This is a genomic window from Komagataeibacter sp. FNDCF1 (assembly GCF_021295335.1).
Lineage (GTDB): Bacteria > Pseudomonadota > Alphaproteobacteria > Acetobacterales > Acetobacteraceae > Komagataeibacter.
This window is the reverse complement of the sequence record NZ_JAIWOT010000001.1, coordinates 3,461,150-3,477,774: the sequence shown is the minus strand read 5'-3', so window position 1 is coordinate 3,477,774 and position 16,625 is coordinate 3,461,150. Positions and strand designations below refer to the sequence as shown.

Sequence of the window (16,625 nt, the reverse complement as noted above, 5' to 3'; positions counted from 1 at the left end):
GGCCCCGTTGTCCGGTAACAACATGACGGCGGCCTTCCGTCTCGATTTTACGGTCGGTTCAGAGCCGCTTGAGGCGCTGCGCACGATCCTTTCAGAGGTCAATGGATCACTGAAGGAACTGGCCCGCGCGGCCAATCCATTCGATGAAATGCAGCAGCCCGTCGCCCGCGCGACCGAGGGTGTGACCGGGCTGAACGAAGTCCTGTCCGAGACCGGCGCGGTCGGTGCGGAAGCGGCGGAAGCTGTCGGCACCATTGGCGAAGCCGCCGCAGGCATCGAGGCCGCGACCGCTGCCGTGACCGGGCTGGATGATGTGCTGGGGGCAACCAGGGGCGCTGCGGCCGAGGCGGCAGGCGGCATGAACCGCATCGGCACCGAAGCTGAGGAAGCCGCCGAGCGCAGCGTATCCGCGCTGGGGCGCATCCGGACGGCGGCGTCGGCGCTGGGCAGTGGTGGTCTGGGATACGCGCGCAACGTCGGTGGCGCGGTGCGCGGGTTCGGGCAGTCCATTCAGGAAGGTGTCGGAAGTGCCTTCGGGGCGGCCGCTACCGGCTTCGGGATCGTGATGCCGGTCAGGGCGGCGGCGGAATATGACAACGACCTGACCCATATCGGGATCGGGCTGAACCTGCATGGCGCGGACAATACCCGGTTTGCCGCGACGTTCGGCCGCGACATCGACCGGCTGGCGCGTGACACCGGACAGCGCGGGACAGACCTTGCCGCAGCGGCGGGGTATTTCTCGCGCGAAGGCTACACGCTTGACCAGATCAGGGCGGTCATGCCGACCGTGGCGCGTATTGGCACGGCCTACAACGCAGCACCGGATGGCGTGGCGAAAACCACATTCGCCATGCAGGAGAACCTGGGCATTTCTGCCGCAGAGATGCCCGGCGCGCTGTCGGCCATGGCGCTAGCCGGGAAGTCGGCTGACCTGCCATTCGAGAAGCTGGCCCCGCTGTTCCCGCAGGTTGCGGCCCAGGCGGGCGCGCTGGGCGTGCACGGGCGTGATGGCCTGAACGACATGGCAGCCGCGCTGGCGGTCATGCGCAAGAACACCGGCACGGAAGGCGAGGCCGTAACTGATATGCGCGCCTTCCTGCAAACCATCACGTCCAGTCATACAGCCAAGCGGTTCCGGCAATATGGTGTTGACCTGTTTGGAGTGCTCAAAAACGCCCGCGCCAGCGGTGTGGACCCGATGATGGCGGTCCTTCAGCAGGTCAACCGGATTACGCGCGGCGGAAATGACCTGCGGGCTGTAGGAACGCTGTTCAACAACGAACAGGATCGTGGCTTCGTAAATGCCCTGCTGCATCACCTTGATGGCCAGCAGGGCTATTTCGCCATCCGGAAAAAGGTGGGCGGTGCCGATCCCGCCATGGTGGATGAGGATTTCACCACGGGCCTTGAGTCCACCAAGATCGTATTGCAGGCATTTGAGGAGGCCCTGTCCCAGCTTGAGCGCCGCATCGGGCATGGGTTCGTGCCAATCCTGAAGGCTGCCACTATCGGACTGCATGGGCTGACTACCCGCTTCGACTGGCTGGACCAGCATGTGCCGGGGGCCACTACGGCCATCATCGGCACTGTAGGCGCAATGCTGGCTCTGGCGACTGCAATGGGCGCGGTTGGTGCTGTGGCGGGGCCGTTAAAGGCTGGATTTGCCCTGTTCCGGGCTGTTCTTGCACCTGTCGGGGCGTTGCTGGGCGGCGTCAGTCTGGCAACGCTGGGCGTGGTGGCCGGTCTTGCGGCGCTGACGGTCGGTGTCGTGGCGGCGGCGCTGTATGTCTCGCGCAACCTGACGCGGATTTCCCATGCTTTTGATGCGGGCGGCAGCGGGATCACCGGGGCACTGAAAGGCACATGGAACGTGGCGAAGATGGTGTTCAACGACTTCACCACATGGCTGGATAGCTGGGGCGGCGGGATCGGTACCAAGCTGCACAACATCGTCACGGGGCTGGCGCGGATATTCAGTGTCCCGCTTGTCGCCATGTTCCAGTACGTCAGGGCGCAGTTCGCTGCCCTGGATCAGGCATTCAGCAATTCGTGGGTGGGGCGGCATGTGGAATCGCTGATGGGCCGTGGCGTACAACCCGCGCCCGCGATTCCGGCGGCCCCGCCTGCACGTCCCGCGCAGGATGGCGGCGCGGCCGTGGTCCATATCACGCATGACCCCGCCCTGAAGGCGCGCCAGACGGCGGGACCGCGCGGAGCCGTGCGCATCACGCCGGATCGCGGAAGGATGGTGGCGCAGCCATGAGCATCGGAGCGGGATTCCTTGGCAGCCAGCTTGGCCTGACAGGTGGGCTTGCGGCATCGCCGCTGTCATCCATCCTGTCGGTGGCAAGCTGGCGCGGCGTCAATTTCTACATGCCCAATTCCCGCGAGGCTGCGGGGCGTCGGGTCATGCAGATGTATTTCCCCGGCCGCGACGATTTCCGCGTGCAGGATTTCGGGCAGTTCGACGGCCCGATACAGGTGCGCGGCATTCTGGTGGGCGATGATTACGTCCTGCGCGCCGACCGGATGCGTGCAGCCCTGCTGGCCAAGGGACCGGCAACGCTGGTGCATCCGTGGTGGGGTGCGCTGCGGTGCTACCTGTTGCAGGCCGGGCAGATCGAGTTTTCGGACAATGAAATCCGTCTGGCCCGCTTCGAGGCCACGTTTGTCCGCAAGCCGCCCGCATCGGTGTCCAGCGGCCTGTTCTCGAACATCACCGACACCCTGACCAATGTACTGGAATGTGGCGATGCGCTGGTTGACCAGGGCGTTCTGGCCATGCGCGGCCTGCTGTCGCCTGCCGTGATCCCGCTTGCCCTGGCGAGTGCCGTCAGCAGCACGGTCACGGTGGCAGGCAATGTGTGGAGTGCCGCCACGGCATCGGCCCCGGAACCCGTCCAGTCCGCCACACAGGCATCGCTGGCGGCGTTGCAGACCGGCATCGTGGCACCGGCAAGCAACACGGACACCACCTATGCCGACGGGGTGACGGACCTGCTGGTCAATGTCCCGGCCGCCATCGCGGGCGTGGTATCGACCGGCACGACATCCGCCATTGCGCCCGCGACGCAGGTGGCGGACGGCAGCCAGACCACCGTGGACCCGGCGCAGGCGACGACGCTGCTGCTGGATGGTGCCACGCAGATCGGCGCGCAGGCACAGGCGCTGTCTGTCAAATCGCTTGCCCCGGCTGATGTACTGGTGATCGGGCTGGTGGCGCGTGCCGGGACCGTGGCGCAGGCCATGGCGGCGCAGTCGGCCATTACCCATGTCAGCCAGTCGGACGCCATTGCGTCCCGTGACGCCATGACGGCGGCGCTGGATGCGCTGGCCAGCGACCTGACCAATGTGATCCTTGCCGGGGCGGAAGTCCCGACAGCGGCCATGTCGGGCGCGATCCGCGATGCCCGCGCGGCTGTGGTGGCGGATATTTCGTCACGCCTGGGACGCTTGCCCAGGGCGGTCGCGGTGCCGGTGCCACGCCAGATCAGTGCCTGGCTGGTGGCCTATGCCGTGGCGGGGGACACACCCGCGAACGTGGCGGCCGTGTGGGATGATCTGGTCAGCCGCAATGGCCTGACCCACCCCGCGCTGGCAGGCCCCGGCAGCGTGGACGTTCTGGAAACATCGTCATGAGCGGCACCACCAGCGCCACGGTCACCGCGCGCGGCATGACCGTGATCGTGAATGGCCGCACCCTGAAGACCTACACCATGGCGGAATGCGGGCGTGATCTGGCGGACATCTGCGGGGCGTTCCATGTCGAATACCTGGACGTGGTGCGGGCCAATCAGGCGCTGGGTGGCGACCTGCCGGAATGGGCCATGATCCGCGAGAACGACCCGGTGGAAATCCGCATCCATGGCGTCACCCGCCTGCTGGGGCATGTGGATGACATTCAGCTTGAAATGGCGGACGGCGAAATCCGCGCCACCATTTCCGGCCGGGACAGGACCGGCGATCTGGTGGACTGTTCCGCCAACCCGACAGGACCGGGAGAATATCGTGCCGTTCATCTTGTGGATGTCATCGGAAACCTTACCGGCCCGTTCGGGCTGGCAGTGTCGGCCGACGTGGATACGGGTGATCCATTTACCCTGGTCGCGGTCGATCCGGCCGAACCCGCCATGTCCAGCATCGAAAAGCTGTCGCGCCAGCGCGGGGTTCTGGTCACGTCTGATGGCGTGGGCGGGATTGTCCTGACGCAGGCGGGCAGCACGCGCGCGCCGGGGAAGCTGACATTGCCGGGCAACGTGTACCGCATGGAATCACGGGTATCCGCACGCGGCCGGTATTCGGATGTGTGGGTCAAGGGGCAGTTCAGAAGCCTCTTACGACCCGCTAATGCCACCCTGAGCATGGACGCGGAGCCGCTTTCGGAAACGCCGGAAGATGCCCCCAGCGCACCCAGCGCCACGGAGACGGAAGCCGCTGCCATCGTGCGGTATGGGCACAGTGTTGACCCGGGCGTCGGGCGCTACAGGCCCCGTGTCTGGCTGTCCGCCACCCAGAGTGGTGGGTCAGTTTCCACGCAGGCCACGACGAACCCGCCGCTGGACAGCGCCGCCAGCGGTCTGACCGCAGACCCTGGACCAGCACCGGCCGCGTATCATGCGGGCACCCGGCGGTCGAGACGCCAGCGCACGAAGCCGCGCACGGATGGCAGCCCATGGGGATTGCAGGACCAGGCCGACTGGCGCATGCGCTCGACAAAGGCACAGGCCACGGCACGGGTCTATACCGTGCCGGGATACCGGGGTGAAACGGGGGATATGTGGCTGCCCAACGCCCTGGTGTATGTCCGTGACCTGTATGCGGGCATTGACCGCGACATGCTGATCGGGGCCGTGACCTATGTGGACGCGCCCGATGGCGAGGTGACCCGCATATCCGTGGTGGAACGCGACGCCTATGACCTGACGGGCGACATGGATCACGGCCATAATGGCGCGCGGCGTGCCGGGCGCATCGTGGCCCGTGACGGGATGGCGCGATGATCGACCGGCTGTTCATGGCCGTGCGTGGCCTGTTTGTCCGTGCCGTGGTGCGATCCATTGACGACACGGGGGGCGAGCAGATGCTGACGGTCCAGCCCCATTACGGGCGCGTGCGCTCACGCGTGCCGGTACACCAGCCTTTCGGCTTCGCATCCCACGCCCCTCTGGATGGTGCCGTGGCCCCGGTTGTGGCGGTAGGTGGCGACCATGCCGACCTGATGGCGCTGCCGCCCGCCAATCCGTCCAGGGCGCGGTTTGGCAAGCTGGGTGAAGGCGACAGCGTGCTGTATGACGCCTGTGGCCAGCGTATCTATATCCAGAATGGCAGGATTGTCCGCCTTGACTGCACATCGGAAATGCTGGTGACAATAGGCGGCAGCCCGATCCTTGACCTGACGGCCAGGCAGGCCACGCTGAATGTGCCGCTGGCGGTCAAGGGCGGGATCACCGCCACGGGCGACATTGCAGCCCGGGGCGATGTGAAGGCGGGTAGCATCAGCCTGACCAACCATGACCATCCGGTGACGGATGCGCCGGGCACGACCGGCAAACCCCAATGACCGGGTTCCAGTGACGGGCGACAAGTCGTCCGTGATATGATGCCACGCGCGCGCGGATACTGCGCGCATGCCAGCAGTCATCCCCTTTTCCCAGATCGCCATGGCCTGGTCACCCCGTGTCATGGCCTGCGATCTGGTAATCCAGCCCACCGGCAACGGTCGTGGCCGCATTGCCATTGACGGCACGGCGGCCACGGCGCTGCTGATCGCGCTGGGCACGGATCGCCGCGCGGAACCTGACGACACACTGCCCGATGATGTGACGGGCCTGCCCGCGCAGTCGGCCGGGCTGCTGGCGATGCGTGGCTGGGTGGGCGATGTCTGCCTGCCTGAAGGCCAGCGGCTGGGCACGCGGGCGTGGCTGGAAGCACGCGGCAAGGCCACGGAAGAAACCCGCGCCCGTCTGGCCGGATACACGGCGGAAAGCGTGGAGCCGATTGCTGATTACCATGGCACCGACATCACGACCGGGGCCGCGTGGCTGACGGATGACACCATCCAGATCACCGCGCAGGAAAGCGCCACGTCCGTCGCCACCGTGGTGGGTAGCTGATGCCCGCCGCGATCCCGACACCGGCACAGCTTGCCCAGCGTTTTGCGTCCGGCCTGGCTACGATCAGCTTTACCGCCAGCGACGGGACGCAGGTGGTGCTGGACGCCAATGCGCCGGGCAGCCTGGAACAGGTCCTGTCCATCGTGGCGGGTCTGGCGGGCGCTGAACAGTATCGCTACATGCGCGACTGGCTGCTGGAACTGATGGTCACCACGGCCACGGTGGATGGCCTGCTGCCCGACCACGGAACGGAATGGGGTGTCCCGCGCAATCCGGCCACGGCTGCCATCGGCAACGTGGTGGTGACCTGTTCACAGGCCGAGGTCATTCCCATTGGCACGCTACTGACGGTGGACGGGTCCATCCAGTGGGCGACCACGGCCGAAGGCAATATCGCCGCAGGCGCATCCGGGTCCATTCCCGTGCAGGCGACGGCCACCGGCACCACCGGCAATGTGGGCGGTGGCATCACGCTGACGCTGGTATCGCCCATTGCGGGCGTCACGTCCGTTGTGACCGACAGCGACGGGCTGGCCGGTGGTGCCGCCATTGAGGGGCAGGAAAGCTGGCGCGCACGCATCATCGAGAAAATCCGCAATCCGCCCGCAGGCGGCAGCGTGAGTGATTACGAGGGATGGGCCGAGGATGCCGGGGCTGCGTACGTCAATATCGTGCGCGACTGGGTCGGTCTGGGCACCGTCGGCATCATCGTGGCCATGACTGGCCCCAGCGTGCCGACATCGGCCGAGGTCGCGGCGATCCAGTCATACATTGATGATCCGACCCGCAGGCCCGTGCGGGCGAATGCGTATGTCGTGCCCGCGCAGCTCGCGCCGCAAAACCTGACGCTTTCGATCACGCCCGATACCCAGCAGAACCGCGACCAGGTGCAGACCGCGATTGCCGCCTATTACGCGACCACCAGCATTGCGGCGAAGCTGTTGGTGGCGCGGATTGACGCGGCCATAGCATCCGTCACGTCCGTGACCAGCTACATCCTGTCAGCCCCCACGGCGGATGTGCAGTTGGCCAGCAACCAGATTGCCACACTGGGCACCATCACATGGCAGGCGTCATCATGAGCCGCACGGCTGCCGAAATACGCGATGAACTGCTGATCCAGTTGATGCCCAGCGGCTGGGCATGGCCGAAAAGCACGCAGGCCAACATGGCCGCGCTACTGACACCGTTCGCCATCATGGCGGCGCAGTTCGAGGCGGATATCGACGCCCTGCGCAATGAGATCAGCCCGGCGAAATCGACCCTGCTTCTGGCGGATTACGCGCAAGTGCTGGGGCCTGACCCATGTGGCCGCGACCTGCTGGACCTGACCACGGCCGAGATGCAGGCGCTGCTGAATTCGCGCTGGGTTGGCGGCGGTGGTCAGTCCGAGCAGTTCTTCATCGACCTTGCCCAGGCGGCTGGCGTGACCATCACCATCGACTACCCCGAACCCGCAATCTGCGGTGAAGCGGTCTGCGGCGTGGATGTGTGCAGCCAGGACACGGATCGCCTGATCTGGATCATCAACCTGCCCAATAAAAACACCGGGCTTGAATGCCCCATCCAGCGGTTCTGTCCGCCGGATACGGCGCTGGTCTTCAATTATACGGATGCTGCCTGATGGATTACACAAGCGCCACCGGATACGTCACTGATGCGCAGGGCCGCAGGCAGTATCAGGATCGTGACCTGCTGAATGGGGTCAAGGGCACATCGCTGGTGGCCGCGGATCGCAATGCGATCCTGAACGGGCTGATGTATCTGATCCAGGCCGTTCAGATCGTGCCCAACCCGAACGATGACAGTCAGGTCTGGGCAGCGGTTGAAGCCATGATCAGGGCGGCGCTGCCCGGCGTCGACGGATCGCTGGACTTTGCCCCGGTAAGTGGCGAGTGGGAACTGGGCACGGCGGCGTTACGGGTGCTGGGCATGACCTACCTGATCAGCGCACAGCGGCCGCAGTATTTCTATCAGGATGCAACGGGCGCGCAGCAGCCGGGCGGCACGCTGGCCCTGTATTCCGATGTCACAGTGGAGCAGTCGGCCCGTGTGAGTGGAGACACGGCCGAGGCAACAGCCCGCGCAAATGCGGATGCAGTTCTTGTTTCCGGTATCTGGGCAAAAGGAACGACCGCCTATCAGGTCACCGGCCTGACCTACCTGATCAGTGCAGCCCGCCCGCAGTTCTTCTATCAGGACGATAGCGGCAACCAGTATTCCGGCGGCACGCTGCCCCTGTATTCCGACGTGACGGCGGAGCAGTCGGCACGTGCCAGTGGCGATAGCGCCGAAGCGACGGCACGTGCGAACGCCGATGCCCAGCTTGTATCCGGCGTATGGGCCAACGGTACAGGCGCCGGACAGGTTCTGGGCATGACCTACAACCTGACTTTCGGCGGCGGTGCGCGCCCGCAGGTCTTCTACAACGATGCCAGCAACAGCCAGCAGGTCATCGGGCTGGCCACCTATAACGATCTCTCCGGTTATGTCCCGAAGGGTGGGGTGCAGTATGGCCAGACGTGGGATGTGTGGACGCCTTCCGCCAGCACCACCACGGACCTTACCCTGACGTTCACCTGCGCATCCGGCGGCCTGCTGATGATGTCGGCTGGCGTCTACCCGTTCAGCGCGCAGCCCAGCAACGGCAGTTCCACAAATACGGGATCGGATGTCAACCTGATCCTGGACGGCACCAGCGTGTATGACGACAACGTGCGCAGCGCCACGCATGAGGACGTCCCCCAGCTGGTCGGGGCTGGCACGCATACCATCACCCTTCGATACACGGCCAACACGGCCACGACGGGCTGGGTGAGCCAGCGCGCCAAACTGTCCTACTTCTTCATCCCGACCGAATGAGGCTAAGACATGTCCACATCTGACACCATCCAGAATTACATCCTGTACCGGACGGCCGCATCCGGGTGGCAGGCGGTCGGCTATGTAATCGCCGCCATGCAGCTGACGGCGGAACAGGCGACCGGGGCTGCAACGGGCTTTGCCTATGCGCTGGATACGGCGGGGAAATACCCTGCGGGCAGCATCTATACGCCGACCGTGAGCGCGACCACGACAGATACGGCCGCAGCGGTATCGTGAGTGGCTTTGTCATCAAGCAGGGCAACACGTTTCGACTGGCTGCCCTGATCCGTACGTTTGACGGCAGGCCGCTGGACCTGACCGGCTGCACATTCACCAGCCAGCTGCGCGACGTGCTGGGCAACAGTCTGGCTGATCTTTCTGTCCAGGCCGTTCCCGGCCGGACGGGAATCATCCAGGTCACCTATGACGGCAATACCGGCGCATGGCCGGTCGGGCGCTACCGGGGCGATCTGCGCACCGTCTGGCCCGATGGCACCGTCCAGTCCAGCAATACGTTTGCCGTTACCGTCGTCGCGGGCGTGACGCTGCCTGCCACGGAGAATGCCGCATGACCACCCTCATGCCCCTGACCAACCAGCCGCAGGTGGTCGAGATCGCGCCCGGCAATGCCGCGACCAGACCGCTGTCGATCACGTCCGTGGCGTTTGATGGCGTGGGCAACCTGACCGTCACCCTGTCCGATGGCACGGTCCTGGAGCCGGTGCCGTGTGCCCAGCAGATCGCGGCGGCCTTCGGTGGTGTTGCCCTGGTCGTGGTGGATGCCAACGGCAACCTGCTGGCCAATGGCAGGCAGGTCGGCACGGTTTCCGCTCCATGATCGGGCATGTGTTCGAGGTGGCGAATGCCTGGTCCGGCCTGATCGAGCCTGCGCTGGGTCTGGTCGGTGGCTGGTATGGCAACGTGGCCAAGAACAGGCTGGCCCAGAAGCAGGAACAGCTATCAGCCGGACAGCAGGCGCTGGCGCTGGTGGCACAGACCCGCGAGATGCTTGCAGACTACATCCGGCGCATCGACGTGCTGACGCGCCAGCTATGGGCGCGTGATGACGTGATACAGGAAGTCTATGCCCAGGCTATCGCGGCCCGACTGCTGGTGCATGAACTGGATGCCAGCGAAGGACGGCCGCCACGGCAGTTTGAACCGCTCCCATCCTATCCTGCCCCGCCAGTCGAACCTGTGGCCCCTATGCCTGACCCACAGGGCATAAAAAAAGAGGTCTGATCGACCTCTTATACCCCTCTAAGAGCATTCTGTGGGGTTCCAAATCATGTGTCCCGCAGTTCCAAACCTGTTGGCGCGCTACATCGTGAAAATCCGCACAAATCTTTAATGAAAGTAGAAGATTTTCTTGGAATTTATAATTTCAATTACGAACCGGACATGCTGACTTCCGTCGTCAACCAGGGGCCGGTGATCAATATTCCGCAAAACCTTGTTGAAGCGGCCCGGCCCTTCGTCGAAGATGAACTGAATGCCCTTGACCGTCTTGGCATTCCCATCCCCCAATCATACTGGCAGCCCCTGGAACAAACCAGAACGGAACAAACCAGAAAAAGAAAATTCAAGCTGTTCTGGCAAAAAACGCCGATCTGATGACCAGACACGATATGCTTTATTCTCTGCCCTGTCCTGTCAGCAGGGCGGGATAAAGCATTCCGGTCACCCTGGCACCAGGAATGACCTGCTCATGCCATGGGCAGGATTGCGGGACGTGTGGCGCGTCCATCGATCCCGCAGCGTCGCGCAGAACAACCACTGCGGCGGGAGTCATCCACCCCCCTCCCGACTGACGGAATCAAGAAACTGTCCGCCGGCCAGACCGGTGGATGCCTGACCGGCCGGCTATCCCGGCCGCCCTGCTGCGGGCGGGAAGACGGGTGGCAACGCCACAGGGAATCAGGGCGGTTTCCATCCCTGTCCGGATGACACGCTGCCGTATCCAACCGTGTTCTTCCGGCCCGCTCCCCGCTTCCGCTGCGCAACCGGTCTTGTGCAGATACGTTATGTCCCTGCAATCGGGAATGCCAGGGGACTGTCATGAAGACAGGAAAATGGAAAGTTCCTGTTCGTGATTTCTTCATGAACAGATGTATCATCCATATAATCCATAATTTTTATGAATTATATTTCTGCTTCCTGTCGTTAATGAATATTAAAACACCCTACCCTTACAATATATCCATGCATTCCGTCCGTTATTCAATACAGCAACGTGACATTGATCACATGACAGGAAGACCATGAAGAAGATGATCCTGTGCCTGGGTATGCTGGGCATGGCGGGTTGTGCCGCGCACCCTTCGGAAACAAATGCGCGATATGTGAGAGCCCGATCCGAAAGTTTTTCAACCCTGACAATGCCTTGCTGTCCGTCGTGTGAGCATTCGGATTGAGGCGATCAATGTCCATGCGGTTGAGGAAGCAATGGATTGTTCCCAATCTTTGGCGAGCCGCCTGCATCGTCCCAGCCATGCGAATGTCCGTTCCACCACCCAGCGACGCGGCAGGATCTGAAAACCCTTCACCGTATCGGACCGCCTGATGATTTCGAGGGTCCATTTTCCCATGGAGGCGAGCGCGGATCGCAATTTGTCGCCAGCATAGCCGCCATCAGCGAAGATGTGGCGCAGCCAGGGAAAGCGCCTGCGTATCGCTGCCAGAACATCAACGGCCCCATCACGGTCCTGGATATCAGCGGCATGAACGAGGAGAAAGATCAGGAAGCCGCAGGTATCCGTCACGATATGGCGCTTGCGGCCCTTGACCTTCTTCCCCGCGTCATAGCCCGAAATCCCGCCGCTTTCCGTGGTTTTCACCGACTGGCTGTCAATCACGCCCGCGCTCGGAGAGGCGTCACGTCCCTCGATCTCGCGCAGGCTCATGACCAGCACCGTATTCATGACCTCGAACACTCCGGCATCACGCCAGGCGTAAAAATAGCGCCTGATGGTCGAGACCGGCGGAAAGCATTTCGGCAGCAGACGCCACGCACACCCGGCCGAGGCTATGTAGAGCATCGCATTGACCACCTCGCGCATATCCGTCGTGCGCGGACGACCGCCCCGTTTCGCCGGGGGCACAAATGGCATGATCAAAGTCCACTCCCCGTCCGTCATGTCCGATGGATATCGCAATCTTTCCCGGCTATACTCGCGCCGGGCAATACCAGTCCATGTCACCATTCACTCCATCTCTCTGCAAAGACGGATGAATCACAACAGGCTGGTATTGTTCAAAAACTTTCGGATCGGGCTCTGAACCCCGAACCCCTCATGCGCCAGACCTGCGCCGAACTGGCCCAGATGGACGAGACGGACACACGCGCCCTTTCCACGGATGGAACCCGATATGCGGCAGGCAGGTCACCCGGCCTGATGAAAGGTGAGCTGGAAGCGGTCCATACGGCCCAGCGCGGCAAGAACTGCGTGGGCCGCTATAACGCATCGGATTATGACAGCAGTGGCGTGGTATATCCGGACCGGGTCCAGGGCGCGAGCCCCGCCCCGGTGGCGGGAACCATGCCAGATTCGGGCAGCATCCGGCCCGCCATCACGACCAGAACCGGCATTACTGGCCTAACTGGCACTGGCACTGGCACTGGCACTGGCACTGGCACTGGCACTGGCACTGGCACTGGCGGCATTACGGCCCATTCCTCCGTAGCACAGCAGAAACTGTCCATGCCCGGTTACACGGCACCGGCCAGCCGTCCTGCCGCCTATCCCGCACCCAGCATGCCGGTACCGGCGGCGGGCTATACAACATCACCTTCCTATTCCGCCAGCCCGTTCCAGTAACCACCCGTGCAGGGTGGCAGGCCACATGGCGGGTCCGGCACTGCGGAAGAACATATCCATGCCGCGCGCCATCAGGCATATAACCCTGATGAGCGGCGCTGTTGAAAACCATACCATCTACCAGATTCCCCATGACCAGCGGCATGGACGCATACGTGACCTGTTTGCCGTATGGTTCAGCACGAACCTGACGCTGCTGACCGTTGTGACCGGGGCGCTGGGTACCGGCCTGTTCGGGCTGTCCTTTTTGCTGTCGGTCATTGCAATCGTGCTGGGCAATGTGGTGGGGGCCGTTGTCATGGCGCTGCATGCGGCACAGGGGCCGATGCTGGGCGTGCCGCAGATGGTGCAGAGCCGGGGGCAGTTCGGAACCTTCGGGGCGATGCCCATCATCTGCCTGGTCGTGCTGATGTATATCGGCTTTGTGGCATCCAACTTCGTGGTCGGCGGTGATGCGCTGCATGCGGCCCTGCCCGCCATGGGGCGAACCGGCGCAATCGGGCTGATCGTACTGCTGACCCTTGTCCCGTGCTGCATGGGCTACCGGACCATTCACGCATTGTCCCGGCTGATCAGCTGGGTGGCAGGTGGTGTGATCGTATATTGCCTGTGGCTGGGCTACCGGGCCTTTCCGCCGGGTACGATGGCGGACACACATGGCACGCCTGCCGGGTTCTGCAGCATGTTTACCGCCGCTGCGCTGTGGCAGATTGCCTATGCACCCTATGTTTCGGATTCGTCACGCTATCTTCCGGCCAATGCGGCGGGAAGCCACGCGGCTTTCCTGACCACCTATATCGGTACGGTCACCGGCACCGTGCTGCCCATGATCCTGGGCAGCATGATTGCCCTGCAGACTTCCGCCGCATCGGTCGCAACCGTACTGGCCCATCTGGCAGGCGCGTGGGCGACACCCGTACTGGTCGTGCTGACACTTTCCATCGCGCTGGGCAATGCCATAAGCCTGTATGGTGGCGCGCTGTCCGCCATGACCGTGGTCCAGACCTTTGTGCCGGACTGGCGGGCGGCATTGCGCGATCGCATGCTGGCCACATTGCTGCTGGTCGGGGTGGCACTGGTCATGGCGCTGGGCATGGCGGGCAGTTTCATGCAATCCTATGCCGCCTTCCTGGATCTGCTCATGGCGGTCATGGTGCCATGGACCGCCATCAATCTGGCGGATTACTACCTGCTGCGCCGGGGCATATATGATGTGCCGTCCTTCTTCCGCCGGGATGGGGGCGTGTACGGATATTGCAATATCCCTGCCCTTGGCGCTTATGCCATCGGGGCAGCGGCTGAATTGCCCTTCATGCACAACGGGTTCCATACCGGCATGTTCGCGCACATGCTGCATGGGGTGGACGTGTCATGGATCGTGGGGCTGGTCGTGACCACGATGGTCTATCTCCTGACCGCCCGGCAGCGCGGACAGACGTGAGGGGCCGCGACATGCGCATGCCTCGTCAGCCCGACGGCACGGAACCGGCCAAACGGGCTTCCACCCGCCCCGGTCAGCAGCCTGCCAGCACTCGCATCGCTGAATGGAGACAGGCGGCATCCGGGCACCGGCACCTGACCTGCATGCCACGCTGCGTGTCGCCTCCGGCCGCAGGACGGGGCCGACAGCAACCATTTCCGACAGCCGGGCATTACGCCTGATCCTGATGGCGGAAAGCAGCCCCCGCACCGGATATGACGGGGCAGGCGCAGGCAGGGATCAAAGTCGTATGTGGTGGTGGACAGGCCGGACTACCTGCCGCCCCTGCCTGCCTGAACCAGCGCAACAATACCGGGTGTGATATCCTGCAGCAGGTCACCTGCGGGCTGGGGCGTGCTCCTGACCGCCAGAATGGAACGGCTGGCCGCAAACTGGTTCTGTGCCGTAGCAAGCGCCGCCGGTCCCCCCGCAGGCCATGCGGTTCGTGTGCCATCCAGCGTATCCAGCCCCGCCTGTGCCAGTTGCGCCAGCAGGGCGGATGCGGGCAATGCATCATTCACACCCGCATCGACCTGCGCCACCTGCCGCAGGCGGGCGTCATTATCGCGCCAGTCTTCCAGCCGGGCGCGCAGGCCTGCGGCCAGATCATGCCGGCCCGCCAGATAGGCCCGCACATCGCGCACGAAGGCCGCCGCCACGAAACTGTCGGGCGTTGCAATATCCGCCACCCGGTCCAAGGGGGGCGGGTTCTCGGTCGGGGTTACGCGGCCGGGGCCGAACACGTGGTTAAGGGCGTAATTGCGCACGGGACTGGTCACGGACAGCAGCGTGGCAAGCGGGGCCTTACCATGGGGGGCAAGCCGCTCCATCATGTGCTGGCGGTCGGCCGTGGCGCGGTTCCCCAGTTTCTCCAGTTCCGACTGGATCATGGGCAGGCGGGCGGCAAGACTGTTTTCATCCCGCACGGAAGCAGGCGACCAGAACCGTTCCGCCAGGGCCGCCGCACGTGGCCACAGGCGGCCATCGAGCATCTCCTCCGTCACGATTTCCGTCCACAACGCGGCTTCCGCGCCCATGACAAGCCGGTCCTGCGCCGGAGTCATACGGGCTGTGGGATCAAGGGCAAAGGCTTCCAGGAAGGGCGCATGCGCCTGGGCCACCTGTTCTGGCGGCAGGCCGTTGCCCTGCGGGTCCAGCGGGTCAACACGGTAATGTTCCACCGCGGGCAGCAGCAGGTCGAGATAGTACCCGGCCGAAACCACGACCGGATGCCCCGCCGCCGTGGCCTGCGCCGTATAGCGCGACCCCCGCCAGGGTTCGATCACGATGGAAGCCGGCACCGGGGCCTGGATCAGTTCATCCCACCCCATCATGGTCTTGCCTTCATGCGCCAGGATGGCCTGTACCCGCTGCGTGAAAGCCGCCTGCAGGGCAGGTGCATCAGCATAGCCATGCTGCTTCATGAAGGCGCTTATCTTCGGGTTCGTCGTCCATTCATCCGGCCGGACCTCGTCCCCGCCAACATGGAAGCAGGCATCAGGGAACAGTCCGGCCATTTCATGATAGAGTTGCGCCAGAAACACATAGACCTGCGGGTTGGACGGATCGAGCGCGGCCCGCACCACCCGCTTCGGGTCCATGGGCGTGGTCACGGGCCGGGCGGCATATTGCGGATAGGCACGCAGCATGGCGTAGCTGTGACCCGGTGCATCAAACTCCGGCACGATGCGGATTCCCCGGTCCGATGCATAGTCCACAAGGGCACGCACCTGCTGCCGGGTATAGTAGCGCCCCGGCCCGGCAACCTGCTGAAGACGCGGGAACAGCCTGCTTTCCACCCGGAATCCCTGCCCGTCCGACAGATGCAGGTGCAGGACATTGAGCCGGGTCAGTTCCATCATGTCGAGTTGCCGCTCCAGCGCCGTAACCGACATGAAATGGCGGCTGACATCGACCAGCAGGCCCCGCCATGCAAAACGGGGGCCGTCATCGATAATGGCGCCGTCCAGAACCGGCCCCGTGTCAGGCTGTTCCACCAGTTGCAGCAGCGTGCTCAGGCCACGCAGCACGCCAGCCGGGCCGTCCGCCACCAGCGTTGCCCCCTCCGGCCCGGTCCGCAGGCGGTAATGCTCGCGCATATGGACCGACAGCAGGCCCGGATCAGGACTGGCGCAATCAATCCGCAGGATCAGACCGCCCTGCCCGCCCGGCGCCGCATCCCGGCCGGACAGGATTGCCAGCCGCGACGCAAAACGCACCACCGCCCTGTCCAGCATGGCCGAACGCATGCCCTGCCATTCCACCCTTACGCCGCCATCCAGCGCAAGCGCGTCACCCTGCGGCTGATAGGTCAGGGGTTGCGGCATGAGGGCTGGTGCCGCGGCC

At 64.0% G+C, this 16,625-nt stretch carries 17 protein-coding genes; 15 read left to right on the top strand and 2 right to left on the bottom strand.

Translation table 11 applies throughout. The annotated features are described in order from the left end of the window. Positions 1–7 precede the first annotated feature (7 nt). The 13 genes from LDL32_RS16280 to LDL32_RS16220 all read left to right on the top strand — a co-directional run bounded on the left by LDL32_RS16280 (position 8) and on the right by LDL32_RS16220 (position 10,595). Complete coding sequence (locus LDL32_RS16280; RefSeq protein WP_233064612.1) at positions 8–2,266, top strand: phage tail tape measure protein; 2,259 nt, start codon at positions 8–10, stop codon at positions 2,264–2,266. Beyond that, positions 2,263–3,642, top strand: a complete 1,380-nt coding sequence (locus LDL32_RS16275; RefSeq protein ID WP_233064613.1) for a DNA circularization N-terminal domain-containing protein — start codon at positions 2,263–2,265, stop codon at positions 3,640–3,642. Before LDL32_RS16280 ends, LDL32_RS16275 begins: the two co-directional genes overlap by 4 nt. Then, a complete protein-coding gene (locus LDL32_RS16270) occupies positions 3,639–5,003 on the top strand; it encodes a phage baseplate assembly protein (protein WP_233064616.1) in 1,365 nt (454 codons plus the stop codon). Before LDL32_RS16275 ends, LDL32_RS16270 begins: the two co-directional genes overlap by 4 nt. After that, positions 5,000–5,563 (top strand): phage baseplate assembly protein, encoded by a 564-nt coding sequence (locus tag LDL32_RS16265; protein WP_233064618.1) that lies wholly within the window; start codon positions 5,000–5,002, stop codon positions 5,561–5,563. The genes LDL32_RS16270 and LDL32_RS16265 overlap by 4 nt, the downstream gene beginning before the upstream one ends. A gap of 67 nt (positions 5,564–5,630) precedes the next feature. Continuing rightward, positions 5,631–6,116, top strand: coding sequence for a phage GP46 family protein (locus tag LDL32_RS16260; RefSeq protein ID WP_233064619.1), 486 nt, complete (start codon positions 5,631–5,633; stop codon positions 6,114–6,116). After that, positions 6,116–7,198, top strand: a complete 1,083-nt coding sequence (locus LDL32_RS16255; RefSeq protein WP_233064621.1) for a baseplate J/gp47 family protein — start codon at positions 6,116–6,118, stop codon at positions 7,196–7,198. The genes LDL32_RS16260 and LDL32_RS16255 overlap by 1 nt, the downstream gene beginning before the upstream one ends. Then, on the top strand, positions 7,195–7,740 hold the full coding sequence (locus LDL32_RS16250; RefSeq protein ID WP_233064623.1) for a putative phage tail protein: 546 nt from the start codon (positions 7,195–7,197) through the stop codon (positions 7,738–7,740). The genes LDL32_RS16255 and LDL32_RS16250 overlap by 4 nt, the downstream gene beginning before the upstream one ends. Then, entirely contained in the window at positions 7,740–8,978 is a 1,239-nt protein-coding gene (locus LDL32_RS16245) for a hypothetical protein (RefSeq protein WP_233064625.1), read from the top strand. Before LDL32_RS16250 ends, LDL32_RS16245 begins: the two co-directional genes overlap by 1 nt. Positions 8,979–8,987: 9 nt before the next feature. Then, positions 8,988–9,218, top strand: a complete 231-nt coding sequence (locus tag LDL32_RS16240; protein ID WP_233064627.1) for a hypothetical protein — start codon at positions 8,988–8,990, stop codon at positions 9,216–9,218. Then, positions 9,215–9,553, top strand: coding sequence for a hypothetical protein (locus LDL32_RS16235; protein WP_233064628.1), 339 nt, complete (start codon positions 9,215–9,217; stop codon positions 9,551–9,553). Before LDL32_RS16240 ends, LDL32_RS16235 begins: the two co-directional genes overlap by 4 nt. Continuing rightward, complete coding sequence (locus tag LDL32_RS16230) at positions 9,550–9,819, top strand: hypothetical protein (RefSeq protein ID WP_233064629.1); 270 nt, start codon at positions 9,550–9,552, stop codon at positions 9,817–9,819. The genes LDL32_RS16235 and LDL32_RS16230 overlap by 4 nt, the downstream gene beginning before the upstream one ends. Continuing rightward, a complete protein-coding gene (locus tag LDL32_RS16225; protein WP_233064630.1) occupies positions 9,816–10,223 on the top strand; it encodes a hypothetical protein in 408 nt (135 codons plus the stop codon). The genes LDL32_RS16230 and LDL32_RS16225 overlap by 4 nt, the downstream gene beginning before the upstream one ends. 48 nt (positions 10,224–10,271) lie before the next feature. Further along, positions 10,272–10,595, top strand: a complete 324-nt coding sequence (locus tag LDL32_RS16220; protein WP_233068520.1) for a hypothetical protein — start codon at positions 10,272–10,274, stop codon at positions 10,593–10,595. A gap of 752 nt (positions 10,596–11,347) precedes the next feature. On the opposite strand, the gene LDL32_RS16215 is transcribed toward LDL32_RS16220, so the two are convergent. After that, the gene (locus LDL32_RS16215; protein ID WP_048856220.1) at positions 11,348–12,184 is read right to left on the bottom strand and encodes an IS5 family transposase; all 837 of its coding nucleotides are present in this window, start codon (positions 12,182–12,184) and stop codon (positions 11,348–11,350) included. Positions 12,185–12,274: 90 nt separating this feature from the next. On the opposite strand from LDL32_RS16215, the gene LDL32_RS16210 reads away from it, so the two are divergent. Both LDL32_RS16210 and LDL32_RS16205 read left to right on the top strand, forming a co-directional pair. After that, positions 12,275–12,799, top strand: coding sequence for a hypothetical protein (locus tag LDL32_RS16210; RefSeq protein WP_233068519.1), 525 nt, complete (start codon positions 12,275–12,277; stop codon positions 12,797–12,799). An 88-nt stretch (positions 12,800–12,887) separates the two neighbouring features. Further along, positions 12,888–14,240, top strand: coding sequence for a cytosine permease (locus LDL32_RS16205; RefSeq protein WP_233068518.1), 1,353 nt, complete (start codon positions 12,888–12,890; stop codon positions 14,238–14,240). A 311-nt stretch (positions 14,241–14,551) separates the two neighbouring features. On the opposite strand, the gene LDL32_RS16200 is transcribed toward LDL32_RS16205, so the two are convergent. Beyond that, positions 14,552–16,606 carry a beta-N-acetylhexosaminidase gene (locus tag LDL32_RS16200; RefSeq protein ID WP_233068517.1) on the bottom strand — a complete coding sequence of 685 codons (2,055 nt, stop codon included), beginning with the start codon at positions 16,604–16,606 and terminating at the stop codon, positions 14,552–14,554. Positions 16,607–16,625: the final 19 nt, after the last annotated feature.